Source organism: Methylobacterium sp. CCH7-A2, assembly GCF_001557075.1.
Taxonomy (GTDB): domain Bacteria; phylum Pseudomonadota; class Alphaproteobacteria; order Rhizobiales; family Beijerinckiaceae; genus Allobosea; species Allobosea massiliensis.
The window spans coordinates 20,833-45,514 of sequence record NZ_LSKN01000294.1; the positions used below are offsets into that span (position 1 = coordinate 20,833).

General features: G+C 66.4%; 23 protein-coding genes and 1 pseudogene. 7 read left to right on the forward strand and 17 right to left on the reverse strand.

Going from position 1 to position 24,682, the window contains the following annotated elements; genetic code table 11:
* Nucleotides 1–2 precede the first annotated feature (2 nt).
* Nucleotides 3–1,199 carry a DUF1173 domain-containing protein gene (locus AX750_RS22505; RefSeq protein ID WP_066719758.1) on the forward strand — a complete coding sequence of 399 codons (1,197 nt, stop codon included), beginning with the start codon at nucleotides 3–5 and terminating at the stop codon, nucleotides 1,197–1,199.
* A 269-nt stretch (nucleotides 1,200–1,468) separates the two neighbouring features.
* Nucleotides 1,469–1,831: a transcriptional regulator gene (locus AX750_RS22510; RefSeq protein ID WP_066719761.1), complete on the forward strand. Its 363-nt coding sequence runs from the start codon at nucleotides 1,469–1,471 to the stop codon at nucleotides 1,829–1,831.
* Nucleotides 1,832–2,477: 646 nt separating this feature from the next.
* Here the strand turns inward: AX750_RS22510 and AX750_RS22515 are convergent.
* Nucleotides 2,478–2,855 (reverse strand): hypothetical protein, encoded by a 378-nt coding sequence (locus AX750_RS22515; RefSeq protein WP_066719763.1) that lies wholly within the window; start codon nucleotides 2,853–2,855, stop codon nucleotides 2,478–2,480.
* 595 nt (nucleotides 2,856–3,450) lie between these two features.
* Here AX750_RS22515 and AX750_RS22520 point away from each other — a divergent pair.
* Complete coding sequence (locus AX750_RS22520) at nucleotides 3,451–3,729, forward strand: HU family DNA-binding protein (RefSeq protein WP_066719767.1); 279 nt, start codon at nucleotides 3,451–3,453, stop codon at nucleotides 3,727–3,729.
* Between the two features lie 35 nt (nucleotides 3,730–3,764).
* Here the strand turns inward: AX750_RS22520 and AX750_RS26645 are convergent, their stop codons facing one another.
* The 5 genes from AX750_RS26645 to AX750_RS22540 form a co-directional block, all read right to left on the reverse strand.
* On the reverse strand, nucleotides 3,765–3,929 hold the full coding sequence (locus tag AX750_RS26645) for a hypothetical protein (RefSeq protein WP_171019669.1): 165 nt from the start codon (nucleotides 3,927–3,929) through the stop codon (nucleotides 3,765–3,767).
* A gap of 607 nt (nucleotides 3,930–4,536) precedes the next feature.
* On the reverse strand, nucleotides 4,537–4,860 hold the full coding sequence (locus tag AX750_RS22525) for a DUF736 family protein (RefSeq protein ID WP_066719770.1): 324 nt from the start codon (nucleotides 4,858–4,860) through the stop codon (nucleotides 4,537–4,539).
* Nucleotides 4,861–5,713: 853 nt separating this feature from the next.
* Nucleotides 5,714–6,658 carry a DUF2493 domain-containing protein gene (locus AX750_RS22530; RefSeq protein WP_066719772.1) on the reverse strand — a complete coding sequence of 315 codons (945 nt, stop codon included), beginning with the start codon at nucleotides 6,656–6,658 and terminating at the stop codon, nucleotides 5,714–5,716.
* A 251-nt stretch (nucleotides 6,659–6,909) separates the two neighbouring features.
* Complete coding sequence (locus AX750_RS22535; RefSeq protein WP_066719774.1) at nucleotides 6,910–7,947, reverse strand: toprim domain-containing protein; 1,038 nt, start codon at nucleotides 7,945–7,947, stop codon at nucleotides 6,910–6,912.
* Nucleotides 7,948–8,036: 89 nt separating this feature from the next.
* Nucleotides 8,037–12,362 (reverse strand): strawberry notch family protein, encoded by a 4,326-nt coding sequence (locus AX750_RS22540; RefSeq protein ID WP_066719776.1) that lies wholly within the window; start codon nucleotides 12,360–12,362, stop codon nucleotides 8,037–8,039.
* Nucleotides 12,363–12,567: 205 nt separating this feature from the next.
* Between AX750_RS22540 and AX750_RS25710 the strand changes: the two genes are divergently transcribed.
* Complete coding sequence (locus AX750_RS25710; protein ID WP_245282497.1) at nucleotides 12,568–12,816, forward strand: type II toxin-antitoxin system prevent-host-death family antitoxin; 249 nt, start codon at nucleotides 12,568–12,570, stop codon at nucleotides 12,814–12,816.
* Here AX750_RS25710 and AX750_RS22545 read toward each other — a convergent pair.
* From AX750_RS22545 to AX750_RS22575, 7 genes are all read right to left on the reverse strand, one after another.
* Nucleotides 12,756–13,016 (reverse strand): DUF6117 family protein, encoded by a 261-nt coding sequence (locus tag AX750_RS22545; RefSeq protein ID WP_066719783.1) that lies wholly within the window; start codon nucleotides 13,014–13,016, stop codon nucleotides 12,756–12,758. The two genes, AX750_RS25710 and AX750_RS22545, sit on opposite strands and share 61 nt — an antisense overlap.
* 108 nt (nucleotides 13,017–13,124) lie before the next feature.
* On the reverse strand, nucleotides 13,125–13,676 hold the full coding sequence (locus AX750_RS26305; RefSeq protein WP_156446508.1) for a hypothetical protein: 552 nt from the start codon (nucleotides 13,674–13,676) through the stop codon (nucleotides 13,125–13,127).
* Nucleotides 13,677–13,817: 141 nt separating this feature from the next.
* The gene (locus tag AX750_RS22555; RefSeq protein ID WP_066719789.1) at nucleotides 13,818–14,240 is read right to left on the reverse strand and encodes an antirestriction protein; all 423 of its coding nucleotides are present in this window, start codon (nucleotides 14,238–14,240) and stop codon (nucleotides 13,818–13,820) included.
* Between the two features lie 274 nt (nucleotides 14,241–14,514).
* Nucleotides 14,515–14,988 (reverse strand): hypothetical protein, encoded by a 474-nt coding sequence (locus AX750_RS22560; RefSeq protein ID WP_066719792.1) that lies wholly within the window; start codon nucleotides 14,986–14,988, stop codon nucleotides 14,515–14,517.
* Between the two features lie 99 nt (nucleotides 14,989–15,087).
* Nucleotides 15,088–17,256, reverse strand: coding sequence for a chromosome partitioning protein ParB (locus tag AX750_RS22565; protein WP_082735470.1), 2,169 nt, complete (start codon nucleotides 17,254–17,256; stop codon nucleotides 15,088–15,090).
* Between the two features lie 152 nt (nucleotides 17,257–17,408).
* A complete protein-coding gene (locus AX750_RS22570; protein ID WP_066719798.1) occupies nucleotides 17,409–18,602 on the reverse strand; it encodes a hypothetical protein in 1,194 nt (397 codons plus the stop codon).
* 196 nt (nucleotides 18,603–18,798) lie between these two features.
* Entirely contained in the window at nucleotides 18,799–19,596 is a 798-nt protein-coding gene (locus AX750_RS22575) for a hypothetical protein (RefSeq protein ID WP_082735465.1), read from the reverse strand.
* A gap of 178 nt (nucleotides 19,597–19,774) precedes the next feature.
* Between AX750_RS22575 and AX750_RS22580 the strand changes: the two genes are divergently transcribed.
* Together AX750_RS22580 and AX750_RS22585 are read left to right on the forward strand one after the other, a co-directional pair.
* On the forward strand, nucleotides 19,775–20,023 hold the full coding sequence (locus tag AX750_RS22580) for a plasmid stabilization protein (RefSeq protein ID WP_066719801.1): 249 nt from the start codon (nucleotides 19,775–19,777) through the stop codon (nucleotides 20,021–20,023).
* Entirely contained in the window at nucleotides 20,013–20,294 is a 282-nt protein-coding gene (locus tag AX750_RS22585; protein WP_066719804.1) for a type II toxin-antitoxin system RelE/ParE family toxin, read from the forward strand. The genes AX750_RS22580 and AX750_RS22585 overlap by 11 nt, the downstream gene beginning before the upstream one ends.
* A 60-nt stretch (nucleotides 20,295–20,354) precedes the next feature.
* Here AX750_RS22585 and AX750_RS22590 read toward each other — a convergent pair whose 3' ends face one another.
* Together AX750_RS22590 and AX750_RS22595 are read right to left on the reverse strand one after the other, a co-directional pair.
* The gene (locus AX750_RS22590) at nucleotides 20,355–20,753 is read right to left on the reverse strand and encodes a hypothetical protein (RefSeq protein WP_066719807.1); all 399 of its coding nucleotides are present in this window, start codon (nucleotides 20,751–20,753) and stop codon (nucleotides 20,355–20,357) included.
* Nucleotides 20,754–20,888: 135 nt separating this feature from the next.
* On the reverse strand, nucleotides 20,889–21,779 hold the full coding sequence (locus AX750_RS22595) for a hypothetical protein (protein ID WP_066719809.1): 891 nt from the start codon (nucleotides 21,777–21,779) through the stop codon (nucleotides 20,889–20,891).
* A 253-nt stretch (nucleotides 21,780–22,032) separates the two neighbouring features.
* Here AX750_RS22595 and AX750_RS22600 point away from each other — a divergent pair.
* A pseudogene (locus tag AX750_RS22600) lies at nucleotides 22,033–23,231 on the forward strand (DUF1173 domain-containing protein).
* Nucleotides 23,232–23,250: 19 nt separating this feature from the next.
* Here the strand turns inward: AX750_RS22600 and AX750_RS22605 are convergent.
* Nucleotides 23,251–23,553, reverse strand: coding sequence for a hypothetical protein (locus AX750_RS22605; RefSeq protein WP_066719810.1), 303 nt, complete (start codon nucleotides 23,551–23,553; stop codon nucleotides 23,251–23,253).
* Nucleotides 23,554–23,582: 29 nt separating this feature from the next.
* Nucleotides 23,583–24,659, reverse strand: coding sequence for a hypothetical protein (locus AX750_RS22610; RefSeq protein ID WP_066719813.1), 1,077 nt, complete (start codon nucleotides 24,657–24,659; stop codon nucleotides 23,583–23,585).
* Nucleotides 24,660–24,682: the final 23 nt, after the last annotated feature.

The following is a 24,682-nucleotide window of genomic DNA, read 5'->3' on the forward strand; positions in this document are numbered from 1 at the left end:
AGATGAGACAGATCGCAATCGACGGCGAGGTCATCGCGGCGGACAGCGCGGATTTCCAGACGAGGCTGGCGGAAGCTCAGTCGCGGCAGGTCAGGCCCCTGTGCCTGTGCCGCGATCCGGGGCTGCCGCTCTACATCTCGCGGGTTGGCGGCCGTCTGATCCTGAAACGCATGCCGGGCACGGGCGCGCAGCACGACCCGGCTTGCGCCTCCTACGAGCCACCCTATGAATTGTCGGGGCTGGGCTCGGTCGCGGGCTCGGCCATCCGGGAAGATCTGGAGACCGGGACCACGCTGCTCAAGCTCGACTTCAGCCTGACGAAGTCGGCGGGCCGTGCTCTTCCAGCTCCGAGCGCCACACCCGAGAAAGGCGAGGTCCGCAGTGACGGGACCAAGCTGACGCTACGCGCCCTGCTGCATTACCTCTGGGATCAGGCGGGCTTCAATCGCTGGCGTCCCGGGATGGCCGGCAAGCGCAATTGGGCCGTCATCCGGAAATTTCTGCTGGAGGCCGCCGAGGGCAAGTCGAGCAAGGGCAAGGCCCTCGACGACATCCTCTACGTGCCCGAAATATTCCATTCGGAGCGTGAGGCCGAGATCGCGCAGCGCCGCGCCGGCTTCATGGCGCGTGCGACGTCGAATGCGGGCAAGGGACGTCCGCTTCTCATCGTCGTCGGGGAGGTGAAAGAGCTTGCCCCTGCCCGTTCGGGGCATCGTCTGGTGATCAAGCATGCGCCGAGATTCCCTTTCATGCTGAACGCGGATATCCACCGGCGCCTGAGCGTCGTGTTCGCCGATGAGCTTTCGCTCTGGAATGCGAGTACCGACACGCATCTCGTCGCGATCGCGACCTTTGGCCTGGACAACGCCGGCGTCGCGACGGTCGAAGCCGTCGCGCTGATGGTGGTGACCGACAACTGGATCCCGTTCGAAAGCGTTGCGGAGGCAGGCCTGCTCGAGGCTTTGACCCGGCGCAAGATCAGCTTCCTGAAGGGATTGCGTTACAATCTCCCAGTGAGCCAGCCGTTGGCGAGCGTCGTGCTGCACGAAGAAGCGGCGACGCCCCTGGCGATGTTCATCATCCCAAACGAGGCCGATGCCGCTTATCGCGTGGCGCTCGATGCACTGATCGAGTCCAGCAATATTCCGGCCTGGATCTGGTCGCCCGGCGACGAGTCGATACCGGCGCTGCCGGCATAGCCGACAGATCATACGTCCCGCCATCAGCATTTGCGGGCAAGGGATCGTCCCCTCGGTCGAAACCCATGGTGCACGGTATCCCGTCCGGCCTTTCGCCGGAAGCGCCCTCATGCGAGATAGCCCATACTCGCAACCTGTGATCGTCGCTTCACAACGAACTATTACAATTCGATCTATTGATACCTAATGGTCAGTATAATAGTTTGATGACACTGTGTGGGGGGCTGCACGGGGAAATTTCGTCCTGCCCCAGAGGTCAGGTCATCACCATGGTCAACCAGCGCCGTCCCCGCGAGGGCGAGCAATCCATTTTGAACGAGATGCTGGCGATGCGCCTGCAGGAGCTGGAAGCGAAGAGCAACGACACACCCGGGTTCATCAGCAAGCTCGGTATCGGCAAGGGAACCTATTATTCGATCGCCCGGGCCAAGGGGAACCCGACCCTGCGCACGATTGAACGGATCGCGGCCCGGTTGGACATGAGCGTGTTCGAGCTGCTGGGGTTCAGCGAGGCTGACGCTCGCCGCGCGCTCAAACGCAATGGGGTCGACTACGACGAGCTGTCATCGGCGCTGGCCGAAAAGAGCAAGGCCGACCTCCGGATCGCGACCCAAGCGCGCCTGCGAAAGTAATCAGCCCCCAGGTTGACCAGGACCGACTGCCCGCGAAAAGCCGACCCGACACCAAAGACGTCAGGCCAGCGGCTTTGAGCCGTGCCGCTCAGAGCGGCACGGCCTCGTCGTCATAGACGACGCGATAGGCAGAGAAGCCCACGACCGTCTACGTCTCGATCTGCTCGATGATCTCGCGCAGCCCGCAGAGCTCGCGCTCGCTCACCTCGCGCTGCGACGGACCGCATGCCTCCATCGGATGCCGGCGGGAGCGCGAGGGGAACCCTCGCCATCGAGGCGGCCGGTCGATCCGGCCGCCTCGATCTTGCGAGAGGATCGTCACCCGGAGGGCGGAGACCGCTCGCGGGCTCCGGGAGCCCCCGCAGGGGGCGAGTAGAGCCGTGTCCCGAAGGGACCTCGCCCAACATCGTCCGCCTCGGGATCGCCATGGCATCCTGGACGACCTGATCAGGCTCAGCTGGCTCCGCTCCAGCAAGACCAAAGCCCGCACGAAGCCGGCGCCCGGCTTGCACGAGGCGCAAATGAGGCTGCCATCGCGGGAAATGCCGGACTGTCACAAGCCAGGCCAGCCGGTCGATCCGGCTGACCTGGCTGCCGGCGAGACAGAAAAGGTGAGAGGCGGCTTCTGCCGCCTCTCAAGTGGATCTCAAGCGATGCCGAGACTCAAGGGCGAGTTGAAGGCCGGGTCGTCGATGTGTTCACCATCGGGGTTCAACGCCTTGATCACCGCCCAGATGTCGTAGCGTCCGATGCGGGTGCGACCTTGCGCAACCAGGATGCTCACCGCCGTCTCATTGGCTTCGATGGCCGCGATTGCCTCCTCCATTGTGCCGAAAGGTTCGAGGTTCTCGACAGGCTCGTATTCGCCGTACGCCTCGTTCCACCGACCTGCGATGTACAGCGGCTCGCGCGCGAGCTGCACGGCGGCCTCTTCGGCGTCACGGATGAGCCGAAAGCCTTCCGTCCGGTCGCGCCAGTATTGCGCACTGCCGCTATCGATGGTGCGGATATTCCTGGATGTCATGACTGTCTCCTTTCGTCGAACTGACGGAAGGAGGCTGCACCGTAGGCGCGAGGCGTCAGGGATCGCGTAGCGACCGCCAGCGGCGGCGAGCGGAGGTACCGATTTTCTGGCGCCCAAGGGGCGTCGGAAAATTGGGGGCACCGCGAAGTCCTTGACGCCGGAGTGGCGGGTGTACACTCGGACGTCAGAGAGAGAGAGAGAGAGAGAGAGAAAACCACGACCCCGATCAGGGGTCGTGTCCGCCGCCGGCGGCAGCCGACTATACCGCCGGTTCGACTTCTCATCGTTCTCGGAAAGCACGTAGCCATCGCCACCGCGCGAGAGGATCGTCACCCGAAGGGCGGAGACCGCTTGTGGGCTCCGGGAGCCCCCGCAGGGGGCGAGTAGAGCCGTGCCCCGCAGGGGCCTCGCCCGACCTTTTCCGCCGCAATCTCCACACCATCGAGAAATGGGTGCTGGCAACGGCCGCACCGCGGCAATCGCGAAATCAGCGATTTCCGGTGGATTCCGGCGATCTGCGATTGGCTGCCCTTTCGCCGCCACAAACCCGATGCGATACCGAATGATGTCATCAACCCGACAGGAGATATCGTCCATGACGACTGCAGCCGAGATCGCCGAGAAGATCGCCGCCGAGCACAGCCTGAGCAAGACGCAGGCGAAGGCCATCGTCGACGGCGTGTTCAGGGAGATCGCCGCGGCAGCGAAGAGCGGGACGGAGACGAGCATCGCCGGCTTCGGCAAATTCAAGGTCAAGGACGTGCCCGCGCGCGAGGCGCGCAATCCGGCGACGGGTGCGACGATCAAGGTTGCCGCGTCGCGCAAGCTGAGCTTTGCGCCGGCGAAGGCGGTCAAAGACGCGCTCAACGGCTGAGGCCGCCGAGCGCGTCCGCAACGCGACGCCGCCCCCTAGAAGGGCGGCGCGCTCGTGTAGGGGCCTTCGGCTTCGGCCAGCATCGCCTCTTGCTCGGCCAGGGCCATCTCCAGCTCCTCCGCGATCTGGCGGAGCTCGTCGGCATCGCAGCAGTTTCTGAGTTCCGCGCGCAGTTCCTCGATGTGCTGTTCGATCGGCATCGTCGTCTCCTGAATTCGTGTGAAAGACGACGCCGGCGGTCATGGTGGTGCGGAGGGGTCAAGGATCGCGCAGCGACCGCCGACAGGCGGCGAGCGGGGGAGCCGATTTTGTCGTCGGGCGCGCAGCGTTCGGCGGGAAAATTGGGGGTACCGCTCGTCCTTGAGCCCTCCGCACTACTATGGCACCCTCGGACGATCTGAGCAGGCTTTCCAGGCTCCGGTCGGCTCCAGCAAGGCGGAAGCCGGCTCGATGCCGGGTTCCGGCTTTGACCCCGCTGGATCATGAGATGTTGGTGCGGTCCGTGGCGCGGCAGCGACCCACCGGCCAGCCCCGCGGGGGCAGGATTGCCGCCGCGTCGGCGCGCGCGTCGGCGCGGTTTCGGTCAATCGTTCTCGTCGAGGATGCCGCGCTCGGCGACCCGCGCTGTGCCGTCGGCATGTCGACCAGTCCATCCGGCATCAGCACATCTGCCCTACGCCGACGACAGCAGACCGTTTATCGATGGTCGACGTCCACGACGCTGGCGGCGGGTTCGAGGCCCGCCGCCAGCGTTACGACGCGACACGAAAGAAGCCGGCCCCGGATCGGGGCCGGCCTTGTTTCCCGTCAACCGGGCGGGTTCCAGAGGATCACCTTCTTGTCGGGGTCGTTGCCCGGGGCCGGCGCCAGATTGCCGAAGATCACGCCGAACTCGGGGGCCGCCAGCTTGATCGAGAGGTATTCCTCGCCGGTCTGCTTCGAGGTCCGGTTCCAGCCGGCGCCGATCTCGAAGCCGTTGCGGCGGGCGATGACGCGGATCACGGGCGAGTCTTCGTTGTTCCGCATCGCGTTGGGAACGAGGGCGATCGGGACGTTGACGTTGAGGGTGGTCAGCATGCCTTCGAGGGTGCCGTCCTGCTTGACGGTCAGGTTTGCGATCGTGGTGGCCATGGTACTTCTCCGTCGGTTGCGTCGGGACCATTCCCGATGGCGCCGCTGAAGAGGGCCGTCCTGCCGCGGTCAGCTCGGACAAAAATTCTGAAAAATCCTATTTTCCGCAGCAGGCGGGTCCGCGCTTTCCCCGAGCCGCGCGCGGCGAGGATCGGGAAAGCGCCTGGGCCCGCACGAACAGACCGAAATCGAATTTTTCAGAATATTTGGCCGGGCTTACCCCGCAGGGGTTGACCGCAATAGGCAAGCGGTCCTCTACACAGGCGACACAAAGGGGGAATGGTCTGAACGCATCCGGCCGCGAGGGGCCCTGAGGCCACCATCGCCGGACCTGATCGCCGAGGCGGACCGCTTGATCCGTGCGGCATGACGGCGCGCTCGCGCAACGCCCCCTGTGCCATCCCCGCCAATATGACGGACAGCGCCACCGTCCCGGCCTGCTCGATCGCGACTGCCCGGCCTTCGTTCGCCGCCGATAACCGCCTCGCGGCCGAGCGCTGCGGAAACCCCGTCCAAACGGCGCTGCACCCAGCGGCGATCGCCCGCCCTGCCGCCTCGCGCCCGCGGCGCCTTCCAGAGGTGATCCCGAACCTGTTCGTCGGGGGCTCCGGCCCCCTCTCGGGCCGCGCCAGCGCGGCGCCCCGGGGACGGACGCTTCGAAGCGCCATCTCATTCTCCAACACCGGCGCCACGAGGATAGCGCGCCGGCGCAAAGCCGGCCCCATTTCGGCGCTCCTCGCCGTGCGCGGGCCCTCCGCGGATGCAGCAAATCCGCCCGCCCGGATTCTGGAATCCGGACGGGCCCGATATCGGCGCGCGTGGCGCTGCGCGCCGGGAAGAAGAAAGGCGGCGCTTACGCGCCGCTGCCCTCGCGAGGACGCCAGACCGGGATGCCGAGGCTTCGAGCCTTATCGCAAAGGTTGTCGGTGATGCCGGACCCCGGGAAGGCGATGACGCCGGCGGGCACGATCGAGAGCATCTCGTCATTGCGGCGGAAGGGCGCTGCGCGGTTGTGCCGTTTCCAGTCCGGCTTGAACGGAATCTCGGTGATGCCGCGATTCTCGGCCCAGCAGGCGGCGATGCGCTCCGTGCCAGTCGGGCTGCCGCCATGGACGAGCACCATGTCCGGGTGGCGGGCCAGCGCCTTGTCGAGGACGTCCCAGATCAGCTGGTGGTCGTTGAAGTCGAGCCCACCGGAGACCGCGATCTTCGTGCCGGGCGGGAGCAGGACCTGCGTCTCGGCGCGCCGCCGCGCCGCGAGGAAGTCGCGCGAGTCGATCACCGCGGAGGTGAGGCGGCCATGGTTGACCTTCGAGCCGCTGCGCGGGCGCCAACTCGATCCGGTATGGGCCTCGAACAAGCCGCAGGCCTCGTCGCGCATGTCCTCGAGAACGTCGCGACGGTCGATCAAGGCGATCCCCTGTGCCGTGAGCCGTTCGAGCTCGACCGACTTCACCTCGGAGCCGTCCTGCTCCTGCTGGCTGACGCGCTGGGCGTCCTCGTTGCGGTCGAGATCCCGCTGCAGGCGGTCGGCGGCGCGGTGGAAGAGATTGACGGTCGCCCAGAGCAGGCCTTCGAGGTCGGATTCGAGGCGTGTGTCGACGAGCGCGCTGCTGAGCGCTTCGAAGATCCCGGCGAGCGCGGTCGCGACGGTCGTCTCGTCGGGCATGGGGCGCTGGTCCGGCTCGTCCTCATGGGGCCGGTAGCCATAGAGCTGCGCCGCACGGATGAAGCTCTCGGTCGGCGAGGTGGTATGATCGGGCTCGGATGCGTCGTCGTGCGGAAGGAACGGGTCCATAAGAGTCTCCGTCGGTTGTGGCCGCGACCCTCGCGGCCTGACGGCGACCCTCTCCACGCGGGTTCCGGCCGGAGCCGCGCGCGCAGCGCGCGGGCCAGCGCAGCGCCGAGCGGCTTCAGCCGCCGAAGGTCCGGAGCCCGCGTGGTAGCGGGCGGCTCTCAGGCAGGCCGCGGGCGCGGCCCCGGCGCATGACCGCCCGGGCCCGCCGCGCCGCCGGCGCCGCGCTCCGGCCGCCCCCCGTTGCCGGCCGCTCATCCGTCGAGCAGGAGCAGGCCGACGTCCTCGGAGGCGAGCTGGAGCCGCAGCCATGCCGCGAGCGGGGCTGGGCCGCTCTGCCGGAGATCCTCGTTGAAATCGCCGAGGCGCGGCGCGAGCGGCAGGACGACGAGCCCGGCCGCACGGGCGCGCCGGCCGAGAGCGGCGCCGCCGCGCCGCCCGGCCGCGTCGGCATCGGTCGCGATATAGAGGCGCTCGCAGCCGGGCGGGAGCGCAAGCGCCGAGAGGTGATTGGCAGAGGTCGCCGCGATGGCGGGCATGGCCGGCATTACCATGCGCAGTGACAGCAGCGTCTCGACACCCTCGCCGGCGACAAGAGCAGGGGCGGCCATACCAGCCGTGCCGCCGAGGCGCACGCCACGGCCGAGAAGGGAGCCCATCGACCGGCGCGGCTCGGCGAGAAGCGCCTTGCCGGCACCGTTGGGATCGAGCCAGGTACGATGCACGCCGGTGATCGTGCCGTCGGGCGAGGTGATCGCCGCCAGCAAGGCCGGCAGGACCAGCGTGCGCCCGCCGTCGTGATCCCGGTAGTAGCAGCCCGGGTGGAAGCGCAGCCAGCGTTCGCTGGCTCCGCAGAGGATGCCGCGCGAACGGAGATAGGATTCGGCCAGCGTGCCGGCGATCGGCCGAGCCATGGCGAAGAGCCGGCGCGGCGCGCCGGGCGCCCTGCGGGCGGACTGATAGGGTTGCGCTTCGCGCAGGTCAGCCGGGTCGTCGAGCGGCAGCGCCAGGAAGTGTCGCACCTCGTCGGCGAGGTCGCGCGGCTCACGCAGATCGCGGGTTTCCCGGATGACGTCGAGCAGATCGCCGAACTCCCCCGTAGCGGAATCGGTCCATCGCCCCTTGCGCGTCCCCTCGAGGCGCACGTAGAGCGATTTACCTTTGTTGTTACTGAGGTCCCCGACAGTCCAGTAGTCGCCACTTCTGCGCCCCGCGGAGAGATAGCGGCGGCACACGGCCTCCGCCCGGTCGGCGAGGCTGCGTGCCAGGTCCGTGAATGTTTCCCGAGCCATCGTCGCGCCCCATCACACGACGACGACGCGGCTGGCGCCGTCCGGTCCCGTTCTGTGAAGGGGCCGGGCAGCAGCATGGAAGCAAGCCATCACGCCGCCTCCTTCTCGCCGATGCGCTCGATGGACCAGCGATCCAGAAGCTTTGCGAGCACGGCCGGCCCATTCCCGTTGGTCGGAACGAACATCCTCAGCTTCCAGGAGATGATCTCGTGGAACAGGCCATAGGCGCTGAGCCGCTCGCGCATGGGATCGGTGAAGCCGGTGAGCTCGATGCGGTTTGCGCCCATGACGCGGACGCGGCGCAGCTGGAGGCCCTCGGCCAGGTCGAGAATGGTGCGGCCGTCCATCAGGGCGGTAAAGGCGTCGTCGGCCGACAAGGACGTCGTTCCGGTCGCCATCGCCTTGGCGACCCAGGCGGGCGAGGCCCTGCGGCCGATGATCCGCTCGCCGTCATCGGTCTGAAGCCGATAGACGCGTGTGGATTCATTCGGCAGCCGCTTCCAGATCGGGAGAAGGAGGCCGGCGACGACGTGGATCGTCGATTCCGAGAACGTCGGGATATCGGCCAGTTCGGCGTCCCAGGCCTGGGAGAAGGTCGCACGATCGGCCTCGCGCCAATGGCTCTCCGCCATTGTCTTCATCGTCGCGTAGTGCTGCTCCAACGGCCGCACGAGCGTCGCGCGGCGCTCGATCTCGCCATCGTCGAGCATGAACGACGGTGCAGTGAGCTGCACCGCCGCCCGGCCGGAGCGCTCGTTGACGAGAAGGATGGCGCGGGGATCGTCGAGCAGCGCGAGCGCCTTTTCGAGGGAGAACGGCCGGTTCCTCTCGCGCTGTGCGATGGTGAGGAGCTGCGTCGCGGCCCCCGTCCCCGGATGGGTGTAGATCGTGCGGCGGTCCTTCACGACGAAGCTTTCGGCCTTGAGCGTTTCGAGGCCGAGATCGTAGACCCCGGCGGCGATGGCGCCGGCGACTTTGGCGGCCAGCAACTGCTCGAAGGCCGAGAACAAGGTATCCTGCAAGTCGATGGTGAGGGCGAGAAGGCGATTCAGGAAGGTCGTGATGGGCGGCAGTTCGTCCTTGATGCCGGTCTCGTCCATCAGCTTCAGGCCGGTCGAATCCTCGAAGCGCTCGAGCGAGCAGCCTTCGATCTTGCCGCGCACGAGAACGAGGTAGAACTGGCGCAGCGCATCGCGTGCGTAGTGCGATTCCAGATTATCCTCGGGGCGAAACAGGCCCTGGCCGCCCGTCTGGCGTTGGCCGCGCGTGATAGCGCCGAGCGTGTCGAGACGGCGGGCGATCGTGCTGAGGAAGCGCTTCTCAGCCTTCACATTGGTCGCGATCGGCCGAAACAGCGGCGGCTGCGCCTGGTTGGTGCGGTTGGTCCGGCCGAGCCCCTGGATCGCGGCGTCGGCCTTCCAGCCGGGCTCAAGCAGATAATGGACGCGCAGGCGCTGGTTCCTGGCGGCGAGATCCGCATGATAACTCCGGCCCGTGCCCCCGGCGTCCGAGAATATGAGGATGCTCTTCAGGTCATCCATGAAGGCTTGCGTCTCGGCGAGATTGGCTGAGCCGGCACGGCTTTCGACGACGAAGCGCTGGCCCCGTCCGTCGGCGGTCGGTTTGCAGACGATGCGGCGCGAGCGGCCCGTGACCTCGGCGACGCGATCGGAGCCGAAGCGCTGAACGACCTGATCGAGCGCTCCGGGGACCGGCGGCAGGCTGGCCAGATGCTCGATGAGGCCATCGCGGCGCGCCACGGCCTCGCGGCTCTCGACGGGCTGCCCATCGCGGAACACGGCACGAGAGAAGATGTTGCCGTCACCGTTGCTGTAGGGCTCGTAGAGCTGGACCGGGAAGGAATGGGCGAGATAGTCGAGCACATATTCCCGCGGGGTGATGTCGACGCGCACATCCGACCATTCCTCGGTCGGGATCTCGGCGAGGCGACGCTCCATCAGCGCCTCTCCCGTCGAGACGATCTGGATGACGGCGGCATGGCCCGCCTCGAGATCGCGCTCGATCGAGCGGATCAGCGTCGGCGTCTTCATGCTGGTGAGCAGATGGCCGAAGAAGCGCTGCTTGGCGCTTTCGAACGCCGAGCGGGCCGCGGATTTTGCCTGCCTGTTCAGCGTGCCGGAGGAGCCGGTGACGTTCGCCGCCTGCATCGCGGCTTCGAGGTGATTGTGGATGACCTGGAAAGCCCCGGCATAGGCGTCGTAGATGCGCCTCTGCTCGTCGGTCAGCTCATGCTCGACGAGCTCGTATTCGACGCCGTCATAGGAGAGACTGCGGGCCGTATAGAGGCCGAGCGCACGGAGATCCCGGGCGAGGACCTCCATCGCGGCAACACCGCCGGCCTCGATCGCTTCGACGAATTCCGCGCGGGTGGCGAAGGGGAAATCCTCGCCGCCCCATAGCCCAAGCCGTTGGGCATAAGCGAGATTGTGGACCGTCGTCGCCCCGGTCGCCGAGACGTAGACGATGCGTGCCTTCGGCAGGGCATGCTGGAGGCGAAGCCCCGCGCGTCCCTGCTGCGAGGCGGCCACATCGCCGCGCTCGCCTTTGCCGCCGGCAGCATTCTGCATGGCGTGGCTCTCGTCGAAGATGATGACGCCGTCGAAGTCGGGGCCGAGCCACTCGACGATCTGCCTGACGCGCGATGCCTTGTCTCCGCGCTCCTCTGAGCGCAGCGTGGCATAGGTCGTGAACAGGATGCTCTCGGTGAGCGTGATCGGCTTGCCCTGCGGGAACCGGGAAAGCGGTGTGATCAGCAGCCGTTCCATGCCGAGCGCGGACCAGTCGCGTTGCGCGTCCTCGATGAGCTTGTCCGACTTCGAGATCCACACCGCCTTGCGGCGGCCGCGCAGCCACTGATCCAGGATGATGCCGGCGGACTGCCGGCCTTTGCCGGCGCCGGTCCCGTCGCCGAGCATGAAGCCGCGGCGGAAGCTTACGGCGCCGGCAGCCCCTTCGGGGGCCGCCTTCACGATGTCGAAGGTATCGTCGACAGTCCAGGAGCCGGCGAGGAACGCGCCATGGGCCTCGCCGGCATAGATGAGTGTTTCGAGCTGGGCGTCGGAAAGAAGGCCGTCGCTGACGAGATTGGCCGGCAGCATCGGACGATAGGTCGGCTTCGGCGGCGCAACTGACGCCATCGCGGCCGACTGCACGAGCCTGGTCGGATGGGCCTGGGCGCCGGGGATACGGATCGCCTGCAGGGCGTATGGCTCGTAGATCGCATCGGTCAGGTGCGCCCCTTCGGGCGCTGTCCAATCGACGGTGTCATAGGCGAGCTCGACCCCGTCGATCACCGAGGCCTTGGCGGGCGCCGGCGCGGCCGAGGCGGCGCGAGCGAGATACCCTGGCACCGTGCGCGGAGAGGCGGGCACGAGGCCGGATGGATCGACCGGAGGGCGGGCCGGCAGATGTGTGCCGAGCCAGGTCATCAGCGTCGCCACATCCGGCGCGGAGCCCGGCGAGACCGGGAAAGCCGCGGGGTCATCGGCGGGCAGCTTGTCGATGACGATCAGCCGCGTGGGGAAGGTCGTGCCATGCTTCGCATAGACCGCGCCATCGATCCCGGCGGAGAAGACGACGCGACCGCGCTCCTGCAATCGGATGAAGGCGGAAGACCAGGACGGGCTTTCGGGATCGAGATTCGCGCCGGTGATCGTGACGAGACGCCCGCCGGGAGCCAGCCGAGCCAGTGCGGACGCGACATGCCGAAACGCGGCGTCGGCCACGCGCCCCTCGACATGAGCCATCGCCGAGAATGGCGGGTTCATCAGCACGACGGACGGCACCGCCGCCGGATCGAGATGATCGTCGATCTGGGCGGCGTCAAAACGGGTGACGGTTATGGCGGGAAAGAGGCTCGAGAGCAGCGCGGCGCGCGTGTCGGCCAGCTCGTTCAGCAGGAGCGAAGCGCCGGCGATCTCGGCGAGGATCGCCAGGAGCCCGGTCCCGGCGGATGGCTCCAGGACGCGGTCGGCAGGCGTGATTGCGGCCGCCGTCGCGGCGACCAGGCCGAGCGGAATCGGCGTCGAGAACTGCTGGAACGCCTGGACCTCTTCGGAGCGGCGGGTATGGGTGGGCAAGAGCCTTGCGATCCTGCCGAGAAGTGGCAGCGCCGCGGCCGGAGAGCCTGCTTTGCGCAAAAGCACCTTGCCGTACTTTCGCAGAAACAGGACCGTCGCCGCCTCGCAAGCCTCGTAGGCCGCCTTCCAGTCCCAGAGACCGGCTGCATCGGATCCGCCGGAAGCGGTTTCCATCGCGCTGCGCAGGATGGCAGCATCGACGCGTGCGCCGCGTTCGATGTGCGGCAGGAGCAGAATGGCCGCGGCATGGACAACCGCGGCAGGGTCGACCGGCGCAGCCGAGCGTGCGTCGGCCACGGGAGGCAGAGCGTTCATGGGGAGATCCTCGCGAGAGCGGAAACGGCCGGACCCGCCGGCGCTCTCTCGGACCGGACGGGCTCATGCCCGCCCCGGCCCCTCTCCTCCTCTCGCCTCGCCAATGACCTGGACCATCCCTTGCGGCGGAACGCGCTGAAAAAACCGCGAAGGTGCTACCGCGATGTGCGTGTCCATCAGCGGGGCCAGGGGGTAGCTCAGCGAGCTGGTGCGACGTGCCGAAGCCGGGGACGAAGTCATTCTGACTCGCCGTGGCCAAGAGATCGTGCGCCTGGTCGCGATCGCGCTGGTGGCCGGTATCGAGGGCCGGCGCGCCCCGATGGAGAAGGTCGGAGCGACGGGAGCAGCCAAGGCATGGCGGGGACCGGCCGCCGCTCGCAGCCAGGATTTTCTCTATGGCGATGACGGGTTCTCGATGAATCCGCCTGGATCGTCGGGATCGGGAGGGAGGTAGGCGTCGTAAGGATTGCCGTCGGCGAGGTGGCCGAACGGTGTCATGACGAAAGCGCCGTCGTCAGCGGGGCCGACGGCACAGACGACAAAGCGACGCTCGCGGGTGACGGCATCCAGGCACTCCATGAGCGCGAGTTTGCCCTCGCGTGCCGCGCGCAGCAGCGTGTTGAAGTTGGTGCGAACGGGATCGGGAATGGCCATGATATTGTCCTGAATCCGAAAATGGCCCGCTGCCTCGCGACGGCGGACCAGGTGAATGGGCATCAACCGGGCTGATCCGGCGCGATGGGATGAGGACTGCTACGAGGGCTATGCGGCGCGCGGCAACGCAGCTCTTGCGGCCTCGCGCCAGACGGCGTGAACGAGGCGTCCCTCGAGCACGCTGGCGCTGAAACGCAGCGCGCGCGCTTCAGCGTTAAGGTCCGCCTCGGCCTTGCCGGTCGCTGCAGCGCGCAGCCGGCACGCCTGGGCGACGACGAACCGGGCTTCACCGTCGGACGCAACCGGCTCGCACCATCTTATGCCGTCGGCATCGGGCTCGCCGGCGAGCACCTGACAATCGTCATCATCGCGGACGATGAACAACCGCGCTTTGAAGCCGATAGCGCTGTCGTCACGGATGAAGAGCCTATCCTGCCGGGCCAAGCGTTCGATGGCAGCGATGGCGCCTGCGAGCGTATCCGCATGCGCTAGTTCGAAGATGCGTGGCGCTTCGTAAGAGCAAGACGTCGGATCGCCGTCGAGATATCGGGCTTCACCGAGGCAGGCGATCCGCAGCGGGAATCTGCCGACGGCGATCGGGCTGGAATCGAGCCTTCGCGACGCCGTGACGGGACATGCAGGTCGAGAATGGGCGTTCATCACGGATGCTCCGCGACGGGCTGCGGAAGTGGCTCCTCCGCACAACGGCCCGTCACGGCCGAACAGCGTTGCTCCTTCTCTCCTCCCTCGACCGGCCGGGAGGCGAATGGCGCCCCTCGGGGGATGGGGCGCTTTCGCGGCTCAATCGATCGCCTGATAGATCTCCGACGCTTCTGGATGGCCGCCGACATAGCGATGAAGGTGGCTATAGCCGTCGGCGAGCCGATCGGACCGATATTGGAAAGAAAGATGTGAAAATGCGAAAAGCGTCGCGATGATCCCGGCCGCTCCGGCTGACACCTCACCCTGGAAGCAAGTGATCTCGCCGGCAATCCGGAACCGAGGCTTCGATGTCGGTGCGAGGAAGAGCGGTCGGCCACGATCCTCGTAGAAGTCCCAGTGCCCGCCGCCATAATCTTGCGGGCTCAGACGCTCCATCATCGCGTAGACGGTGTTTTCGGCGATGATGAACATGGGAACGCCGAACAGGGTCGGCAGGAACGCGCAGCGCCGGTCATCCGGGACCAGCGTGGCGTTGGGCCTCGTATTGCTCTGACGGGTCATGGCAGTTCTCCAACAAGAGAGAGGGAATCGGCCCCGGACAAGCGCTCTCACTTCCACCGTCCGGGCCGCCTTGGGAGCGCCCTCCTCTTCCTCCGCGTGGCCGCGACGGGACGGGCCGCCGGACGCCAAGCCGGCGGAACAGCGCCGCCCGACCGGCCCTGCCACCTGCCGGCCGGATCTCTGCGATGCAGACAAAAAAATGCCCGGCGCTCGTCGTGAGGCCGGGCATCTTCAGAATGTGAGGTTGTTCATGGCGTCGGCGTCATCGGATCTGTCATGTTGCTCTGCCTTCGACGACATCGGCGCCGACTTCATTCGGACAAACCGGTTCGAGGCGGGCGTTGCGGTAGCCGTTCTTCGCAAGCCAGAGTTCGGCGGCCTCCCGATCTTCGGCTAGATGCAACAGCTCATCGCTCTCGCCCAGAGTCTGGACAATCCGGATCTGGCCGATGCGGGGACGCTCCACGACGCGGAAGGTCAGGTCGCTGTCGATCCCGTAGGTCCGGATCACGGTCATAACGGTGAGCCCGTCCTGCCCGAAGCTGCCTTCGTTCAAGGTGAAGCACGGCGGCGCGGTGTAGGTCGGACGCTCGCGCTCCGGCACCTTGCGCACGAGGCGACCAACGCCGTTACGCCGTTCCCATGCGGCGAGCTTCTTGGTGAAGCGGGTCGGCGGTTTGGGGCTCCCGTCGCTGTAGCTGACCAGTGAACCGAGAGGGGCAATGTCGAATATGAGGGATGCGGACATGAACGTGTCTCCAGAATGGAAAACGCCCCGGCCGAGTTGGCCGGGGCGATTGCATGAGGATGGGAACGGACGGGGCGACCTGAGCCGCCCCGTCGAGGACTATTCGGCAGCAGCGAGAGGATGGTCCTCGGCCGTGGTGGTGCCGTCCTCGTCGTCGCCGGCGAGGAATTCGGGCAGCGCGTCCACATCGGAATCTGCGTCGGCCGGCGCCTCTTCGTCATCGAGATCGGGCGTGCGCAGCGGCTCGGGCAGCCAGCCGGTGCCGGCCAGGAGACGCTCGGCCTCCTTGGCCATGTCGCCCTTCTTCAGGTGCTCGATGAGCTGCGCAGCCCGGTCGCCGGCGCCTTCACGGACGGCGGCAAGAATACGAGCCTTGGTAACCCGGCCGAGATAATTGTCGACGGTCGGCCTCCAGCCGGCGTCATGCACCATGTCGAAGCCGGTGGCCCGGGCGAGGCGATCGGCTGCGGCGAGCCGGCAATCGAGGGTGTGCTGACTGATGCCAGAGCTGCTCTGAGGGTTGGGACGCTCATAAAGCGCATTGACCCCATAGCTGACGCAGTGGGCGAGAAGCGCCATGCGGCTGACCTCGTCGAGAGCAGCGATCCAGTCCCAGAGTGCGGCTTCGTCTCTCGGGAAATCAGCCTCCCAGGCATCGCTGCGCTCGGTTCTCGCCTTCGCCGAAGGCGAGTCCTTCAGATCGGCGCCCTGGGCGGAGAAGTATTGCTGACCGACCGAGATCTCCATGCAGCCCTTCGGCGCTGCGAAGTGATAGCGCTGCATCACCAGCCGATGCAGGAGCGCGGTCATGGCGACATGAGGTTTGTTGGCCAGCGCTTCCTGCAGTGCGAGCGTTCGATGCGCGGTGAGCTCGCTGATCAGACGATCGGGCAGCGGCTTGATGTCCTCCTCGTCTTCGTCCTCGGGGTCGACCAGTTCACCGCCGACCGTGATCGCCGTGCGCTGGGTAGGGCTTCCGTCCTCGTCGCCGCTGGAGCCGTCCTCCTCGGTCTCGCCATCGCCGTCTTCGGTTTCGGCGGCGACCGGTGCCTCGTCCTCCGGACGAACGTAGCCGCGATCGACGATCAGCTTGCCGTCACGGTCGATGCCGAGGAAGACGCCGGCGCGCGCGATCTCGGCCGGATCGTAGGTCGTCGGCCGATTCTCGAAGGTCGAAAGCAGGGTTTCGATTTCGCTGAGCCGCTGGTCGACCTCCTCGGGCAACTCGTCCGCGCCACGATATTCGGCCTCGAGCTCGTCATGCTCGCTCCGCAGCGCCTCGCGGTCTTCCCGCTCCTGCTCGGTGAGTTCCTCCGTCAGCGCCGCGATCCTGCGAAGTCCATTGGCGTGGCCATAGGGCAGCTCGACGGCTGCAGCGATCCACTTCCAGCCCTGCTCGGCGACCTCGTCGGCCATGACCTTGAGCTTCTCGCCAACGAGACGATCGAGGAGGGCGACGTCCTGCAGCCAGCCGCTGTCGTCGTCCGAGAACAGGTCGCGCAGGACCGGACCGCCAGCGGCCTCATAGGCGTCGAGGCCGATGAAGCGAGCCCGCTTGTCGCTTGCCGGGACCGTCGTCTCCGTCAGCATCTTGCGGATCTGCCACGGCTCCCGGCGCCAGGAATCGCTGATCCGATCCCAGACCTGTTCCTGCCGCGCGTGGTCGGGATTGACGGTGAAGGCCTCCAATTCCGCCAAGGTCATATCGTTGCGGGCATAGATCTCGAGCAGGGCGGGCGAGACCGCGGCAAGACGCAGGCGCTGCGTGACGTAGCGCGCCGTCGTGCGATACGCGTCCGCGATTTCCTCCTTCGACATGCCGTCATCGACCATGCGCTTGAACGCCTTGAACTGGTCGAGGGGATGGAGCGCGAGGCGGACGATGTTTTCCGCGAGCGAGTCGTCGACCGCCGAGGTCTTGGCGTTGGCCTTCTTGACCAGGCAGGGCACGAGCCCATCGGCGGGGAAGCGTCCGGCTTCGACGAGCCGCGCAATCGCGCGGAAACGGCGGCCGCCGGCCGGCGTCTCGAAGTCGCCGGTCTCGTTGCCTTCGGTATCGAGAATCGCGCGGACGTTGAGGCCCATGACGAGATCTTCCCGGTGATCGATATCATGGGTGAGTTCGTCGAGCCCGTCCTCGACGTCGATCTCGCGGACATTGCTGTCCGACAGCCTGATCCGGTTGAAAGGGATGTCGCGAGACCGGGAGAACTCGATCATCGCAACCGCGGTGGTCCTGGCCTTCTTTCTGGCAGCAGCTTTCGCCATGGTGGTCCACTCCATGACGGCCGTCCGGGAGCCAATCTCCCGGACCGAAAAACCGTCACGACGCGAAGCGCCGCCCTCTTCCTCTGAAGGGGCAGCGCCGCACGCCGGACGGAGCGGAAGGATGCGGTGGCGACAGGTGTCGCCACCGGAGATCAGGCCGCGCGATCGAGCAGCTTCTTGGCTTTGCTCTCCAGATCGAGGCGGGCATCCTGATGGGTCTTGTCGCGGGCGAAGGCCGTGATGCCCTGGACGAAGTCGAAGATCGACTCGGGCGGACGGCCTTCTTCGTGCAGCACCCGGTCGATGATCTTCGCCGTCTCAGCCTTGGAGAAGCCACGGGCACGGAGGAAATCGGTCCGGTCCTCGTCGCTGCGCGCGACGATCCGCTCGCGGGACGCCTTGATGCCGTTGATGAAGGGCATCGGCGAGGAATTGGCGAAGTTGAGCAGCGCAGGCGCGGCCTCGTGCGCGAAACGGGAGGCAGCGTATTTCGAGTGACGAATGGTGATTTCCTCGAAGTCTTCGACGCCCCAGAGATTGCGATTCTGGCAGACTGCGCGCAGATAAAAGCTGGCGATCCCGAGTGTCTTTGCGCCGACTTCGGAATTCCAGCAGTAGAAGCCACGGAAATACAGATCGGGTGAACCATCGGGGAGGCGACCAGCCTCGATCGGGTTGAGATCGTCGACGAGGAACACGAAAACATCACGATCCGAAGCGTAGAGCGTCGTCGTGTCCTTGGTGATGTCGACGCCGGGATTGTAGACGCCGGTGGACCAGTCGAGCACGCCGGGGACTTTCCAGCGGGTGTCGCCAGTGCCGTTCCCGGCGATGCGCTGGACGGCCTCGACCAGTTCGTGGTCGAAGATGCGGCCATAGTCCACGCCGGTCACGGCGCGCAGCTCGACCCGGCCGTCGTCGGCCTCGAAGGTCTTGACCTGCTCCGCGCGATGGTTGGTGAGGCCATATTGCAGGTTGATGCCGGCAAGCGGCGCGGGGAGCTGACGCAGATAGGCGGCCGGCGCGCCGACGAGGCTTGCGAGCTGACCGAAACTCCAATGCGTCGGCGCTGCCGGAGCCTCGGCCCCCGGCAGCATCAGCGTGATGCGTTCGGGATCGTTGCGGCTGGCTTCGACATGAATCCGCGCGCTCTCGACGGTGCGCGTGCGACTGCGCTCGGAACGGGCGCCGACCATGCGCGCGAGGTCGCCGAGCGACAGGAAGCGTTCGTCGTCCGGGCGCGAGAACCATTCGGACGAAACACGGCCGATGCGCTCGCCGCGGGACACATCGACCTTGTACCCCCCGCCGGTCTGCGGACGGGCATCGAGAACCTGCGTGTTCATGGCTGGAACCTCCATGACGGGCGCCGGAGACCTCTCTCCGAACCGCAAAACCCGCCGGGCAACGCCCTTTCGCCCTCTCGCTCCCCGTCGCGCGCCAACGCGAACGGACGGAGCGCAGCCGCCCGGCTCGACGCTGAATCTGCGCTGGCGCGCGACGATTGCGCGGATCTGTCGCTCGATCTTCTAGGGAGGATCGTCATGGCGGCCGGCAAGCGTCCCGAACGTCGTCGCGCTCGCCATCTTCCGGTAAGCGCGCTGCCCATGAAGCTGCTCGTCGAGCAATGACCGGCCGTGGGTTTCCGGCCTGGGCGAGCCGCTCGATCAAGGCGAGCTCGGCATCGCAGCAGCGGCCGGTGACCTCGACGTCCAGCCAGTGGCTTGCCCGCCGGAGATGAGAACCGTGCAGCCGATGATCGGGGCAGAGGCCACGCGCTTGATCAATCGGCCGCAACTGGACCGACAGAAACAAGATGCCGGCGCCGAGATTGCCGCAGAACAGCAGCTCCTCGGGTGGTGTCGTCCCGCCGGAACCCTGCTTGCGGCCGATCTGGCGGAAGGCTTGCTCGAAGCTCTGCGGATCACGGGTGACGCGGGGGTTGAGCGCAGGCCGAAAGGCCCAGGGCGGATTGTCGGGATCGAGCCTGCCGATCACGATCTGATGGAGGAAATCGGCAAAGCTCGCCGGATCGGCGGGATAAGGACAGCTTCGCCAGACGGTTCGGACACGGGCACGCAAACCATCCGGCATGGCGAACAGCCGCGCCCGCCCCTTGCGCCACCAGGCCGCCCGTTCATCGCGGCGCTCGCGCTCGAACTCGCCCCACCAGATGGCGCGGCGCGCCATTTCTTCGTCAACATCATGCTGGGTCGAGGCGATCTGATCGGCGAAAAGTGGCAGTGCCTCGCGCTCGAGGCGCTGCTTGCGATGAAAGGCAGCCCGCTTTCGCGATGTGTCGGCATAGGGTTCCGGGCGATGCCAGTGGCGGAAGCGCATGGGGACAATCTCCTGTTGGATACCGGACAGCTCTCGCGTCCGCACTGCGTGTTCACGCATCGACCCTCCTCGGTCTCTATCCAGCAGCAGGGCGCCGGCGGCGGGCCGGCGATACGAGAGAGCCTTGAAGAGCCCTGTTCCGAGTGCTATTTATGGTGCTCTGTTTGAGGAGATCGCGATGCCCCACACAATCCTGGCGGAGGTCACGGCCAGCGTTTCGGAATTGAAGCGCAATCCCATGGGAACCGTCGCGGCCGGCGAGGGCTTTCCCGTCGCGATCCTCAATCGCAATGAACCGGCGTTCTATTGCGTGCCGGCCCGCGCTTTTGAGGCCTTGATGGACCGTCTGGAAGATATCGAGCTGAACGCGATCGCGGATGCCCGCAAGGGACAGAAGGCGATCGAGGTCAGCCTTGATGAGCTATAAGCTCAAATTCCTGGTCGAAGCCGAGAAGGAATGGCGCAAGCTCGACGCCAATACCCGCTCCCAGTTCAAGAAGAAGCTCGCTGAACGGCTGGAGACGCCCCGCATCCCGTCGGCAAAGCTGCATGGCAGCAAGGATCGCTACAAGATCAAGCTGCGCAGCAGCGGCTATCGGCTGGTTTACGAGGTACGCGACGCCGAAGTCGTCGTGCTCGTCATCGCCGTGGGCAAGCGCGAGCGCTCGGAGGTCTACAAAGCCGCCCAAGTCCGGTGACGGAGGCAGGATTTGGCTCACTGGCGACGCGGCCAGCTCCTTCGTCGGCATTCCGCCGTCTCATCCCGTGCTGTCGAGCGCGGCGATGACGGCGTCGGCATCGGCCAGAAAGCTCATCCACATCGGTTTGCCCTGGAATTTCGTGTTCTCGGGATGGCCGGCACGGCGGCACAATGCGCGAGCCGCGATCTCGCGCGGCTCCCTGCGCATCGGCTTGGGCGGCGCCTCTGCCTTGACGTCGACGCCATCGATCCTGGCGACGAATTCGAGATCGGGCTGAAGCGCGCTCGGGACGGTCCGCCAGTTTTTGACCTGCCCGACCATCGTGAAGATGGCCCAGGCTTCCATGTTCTTACCCTGGCGCAGGGTATCGGCGACCTCCTCGTCGACGGTGATCTCGACAGACCCTTCCCGGATCTCGTTCGTCTTGCGGCGATACGCAATGCTGACTATCGGCATGATTCCTCGCCTTCCGGGACCACGGTCTCGCCTGATGGTGATCGTCTTCGCCCTATCTGGGCTCCGAAGCAGGGACGAGGCAACGCGACGATCTTTTCGACATCGGTGCATGTGGGGTGGAAAAACGGCATCGCCTCAGGCATCCCGCACCGTGAAGCCTTCGGCTTCGATCTCGCGTCGCGTCGTAGGCGCATCGCGACGAGCGGCATACCAGCGCTGGTGTTCCCAGCGCGCGTTTTTCGGACCGGCATCGATGCTCCATTGTCGCGCTGCCGAACTGATCGGGATGAAGGCGATGAGCCACCCGTCGCGGCGCTGCTCGAAGTCGGCCGGCTGGGAATTCTTCTCCGACGCGTCCGCCATCCCGCTGGCTTCGGCGCGGGCGATGAGGGCTCCGTCTTCGTCCATCCAGGCTTTCAAGAGGACGCCATAGCCGCCCAGCCTATCAGCGGGCGAAAGCCGCCTGTGGAATTGCTCCATTTGTGCGGAGCGCTTCTTCAGCGCTGCCAGCATATCCCTGGCGGCGTCGCGCAGCGGGTCGGGCTTGGGTGGCTCGCCCGCCAGCGCCAGCGCCCAGACGTCCCGCGTGATGCCGTGGACCTTGAGGGCCGCGACCGCATGGTCGATGGCCCTCTGCTGACTGGCATCCGTACCGTCTCCAAAGACGATCTCGCCAGCCACGATGGCGAGCGAGGCGAGCGCGTTCTGCTGGACCGATGCGCGCCGGCCCAAATAGGCGATGATGTCGCGCAGATCCTGCCGCCCGCCTTCATCCTCTGTTCCGGCGAGTGACGAGGCAAGCCGGACCTGCTCCGCAATGCTCGCGCCGTGGAAGGAGCCGACCGTGGGCTCGCTCGCTGCCAACGCGTCGCGGATCTGCGCGGCGCGCGCCTTGTCGGTTTCCGTTGCAGGCTCGCCAGGAATGCCGTCCCCGATGACGGCCGCGAAGGGTTCGCCCTCACGGTAGATCGTGATGGGCAGGCATTCGGCGTAGAAATATTCTTCCTTCGTCGTGAAAACGGGCATGGGTCAGACCTTTCTGAACAGGTGAGCGAGAAGCAGGGAAAAGCCTTCAGCGAAGGCGTAGGAGCGGAGGGCCCATCAGGCGGGCGCCTGCCCGCCGGCCGCGCAGGAGCGCCCTCTTTCCTGCCGCGCCGCCGAGCCCTTCCCGACCCAGCTCCGACTCTTGCGCGCTGGGCGGCGCAACCCGTCACAAATGACCGGTTGCCCTGACGGGCTTGGTCGGGGAAGATTCGGCGTTTCCGGGGAGCGGAGCGGAATGCGCCGGTTCGAGATCGCAGGCACTATTCTCGATGAGGACGATCCGGCTCTGCCGGCGGCTCTTTCGAGTGCATATCGTGACCGATTGCGGCCACTGTGCCTGTGCCGCAATCCGGGCATCCCGATGTATGTCGCCGCGCTCGGCGAGCAGCTCGTCATCAAGCGCATGCCGCTGACCGGCGGACAGCATGATCCATCCTGCGAGTCCTACGAGCCGCCGATCGATCTCTCCGGTCTTGGCCCGATGATGGGCAGCGCGATCCGGCTCGATCCGGCGACGGGAATGGCGGCCCTGCGGCTGGAGTTCAGCTTGACGCGCACGGGTAGCCGGGCGGCGCCGACGCCGGGCACGGCCGAGACGAGCTCGGTGAAGAGCGAGGCGCGTCGGCTGTCGCTGCGTGCCCTGCTGCATTTTCTCTGGAACGAAGCGGGCCTGACCAAATGGACGTCGGCCTGGGCCGACAAGCGCCACTGGTGGAATATCCGCTGGCACCTGATCGAGGCGGCCAGACCATGATCGTGAAGGGAGGCCCGCTGAGCGACATGCTGCTGGTGCCGGAGCCGTTCCGCGCCGCGAACAAGGAGGCGATCGAGCAGCGGCGCGCCGCGAAGCTGAGCGAGATCCAGCCGCAGAAGGCGGGGCCACGCAAGCTGATGCTGGTCGTCGGCGAGGTGAAGGAGTTTCAGCCGGGACGCGGCGGCCACCGGCTCGTCGTGAAGCACATGCCGGGATTCCCGTTCCTCCTCGATGAGAAGAGTTGGCAGCGGGTGCAGACTCGGTTCGAGATCGAGCTCGCGCTGTGGGCGGCGAACGACGCCTCGCATCTGATGGCGATCGCGACGTTCGGAATGAACGCGGCCGGCCTCGCCATCGTCGAGGAGATCGCGCTGATGGCTGTGGCCGAGAACTGGATTCCCTATGAATCCGCGCATGAGCAGCGCCTGGTCGAGGCCCTGGCGAAGGTCCGGGAACAGAGCATCAAGGGATTACGCTACGCGGCACCGGCCGAGCAGCCGATCGTCGCCGCGCTCCTGATGCAGCATCGGCCACGGCCGGTGGCGCTGTTCGTCGTGCCGGCCGGCGCCGACGACGCCTATGACGCCGCGCTGGAGGAGCTGATCGCGAGCCGACCCGAGATGGACAGCTGGATCTGGCGGACCGCACATGGCGACATGCCGGCCTTGCCGGCGCGCTAGCCCTCAGACGTCGGTACGGTCAGGCGACTTCCTTCGACCTCGCCCAGATCTCCGGCCGCCATTGGGCGATCAACTGCTCGATCTCTCCCCGGTAGAGGTCCGGATATTCGGCCACGGAGCGGCTCGCCATATAGGAGAAGACCGTCGCCATATCCTGCGAGATGGCGAGGTCGACGGCGAAGAGGTCTGCCAGATCGAACCGTCCGAGGCTCTCGGCATTCCACCAGGCGAAGATGAAGTCCGCGACACGGTGGGCCTGTCCCGTGTCGCTGCGCGCCACCTTGAGCAGCCGCTCGAAGGCGGCGCGGGTCGGCTCGTTCATGGACGGCTCCCTGACTGCTTCAGCGGACGCTATGGTGTTCTGCGAAGGGTGTCGAGTACGGCATGAAGAAACAGTTCCGGCTCACCGCGGCGCTCCGGGCCATCGAACGACCAGTCGAGATTTTCGACAACGGCCGGAACGATGTTGGAATCGAAGGCCCAGGCGGTGTCGGCGATTTCGTGCTGGAGGTCGCTGAAGACCTGGAGCGCAAGGCCGGCGATGTCGAGTGCGAAACGACGCATCCGGTGGGAGCCGATCGCATCCCAGACGTTCAGCATCTCGTGGATGCTCTCATGAACGGGATCGCGGTTGGCCTCGTCTTCATGGATGCGGCGCAGCTCCAGCATCGCCTCCCAGACGCAAAGCGCCGCCTCGAGCTCAGCGCCAGTCGCGACGCGGAGTGCATCGCGCGGGTCGCGGAAAGAGGCGACGAAACGCCTGATCGTGGCCAGGGAATTGGTGTCGCCGCGGTCCAGGAGGTAGGTGGCGAACGGATTGGGATTCCGCGCCTGCTCGTCGATCGCCAGCACCATGCGCGTGATGGGATCGCGACTGGGCCAAGGGGCGCGCGCGTCATGGTCGCAATGCGCCACGTTCTCGGCCCCGTGGCGTTCCCAGTCGGCCCGCAACGCCGCAAGCATCTCAAGGGTGGACCGGCTTGAGATTCCTTCGGGGGTGATCCGCGTCACCGAACCCCCAAAGCCGTCCGAGCGCATCCGCGTGCAGGTGAAGCAGGTCGTCACCACGATCTCGTCGAGCAGCGAAGAACGCCAGACGATGTCGTGAAGGATCGACGTCCACGGCGTCTCGGACACATCAATGTCGAGATAGGTCGCATCGACCTCCCGATCTTCGCGGCGAAGCGCGGCGATCGCGAGGCTCAAAGCAGTGCCGCCGGGTGTCGTCACCGAGCGCTCGAGAGCGCCGAGCAGGTCATCGCGATCGATCGAGATGATCTCGCTTGGCCCGATGTTGCTGAAAAAATAGATCCGGTCCCCGTCATATTCATGGTCGAACATGGTCGTCAGGATGAGGCGCTCGAGCTCCGTCATGTCTGAGACGGGGATTGTCGGCGTGATGACGGTCGGGGAATTGTAATCGGCCATGGCTGGCTCCCAAAAATGAGAAA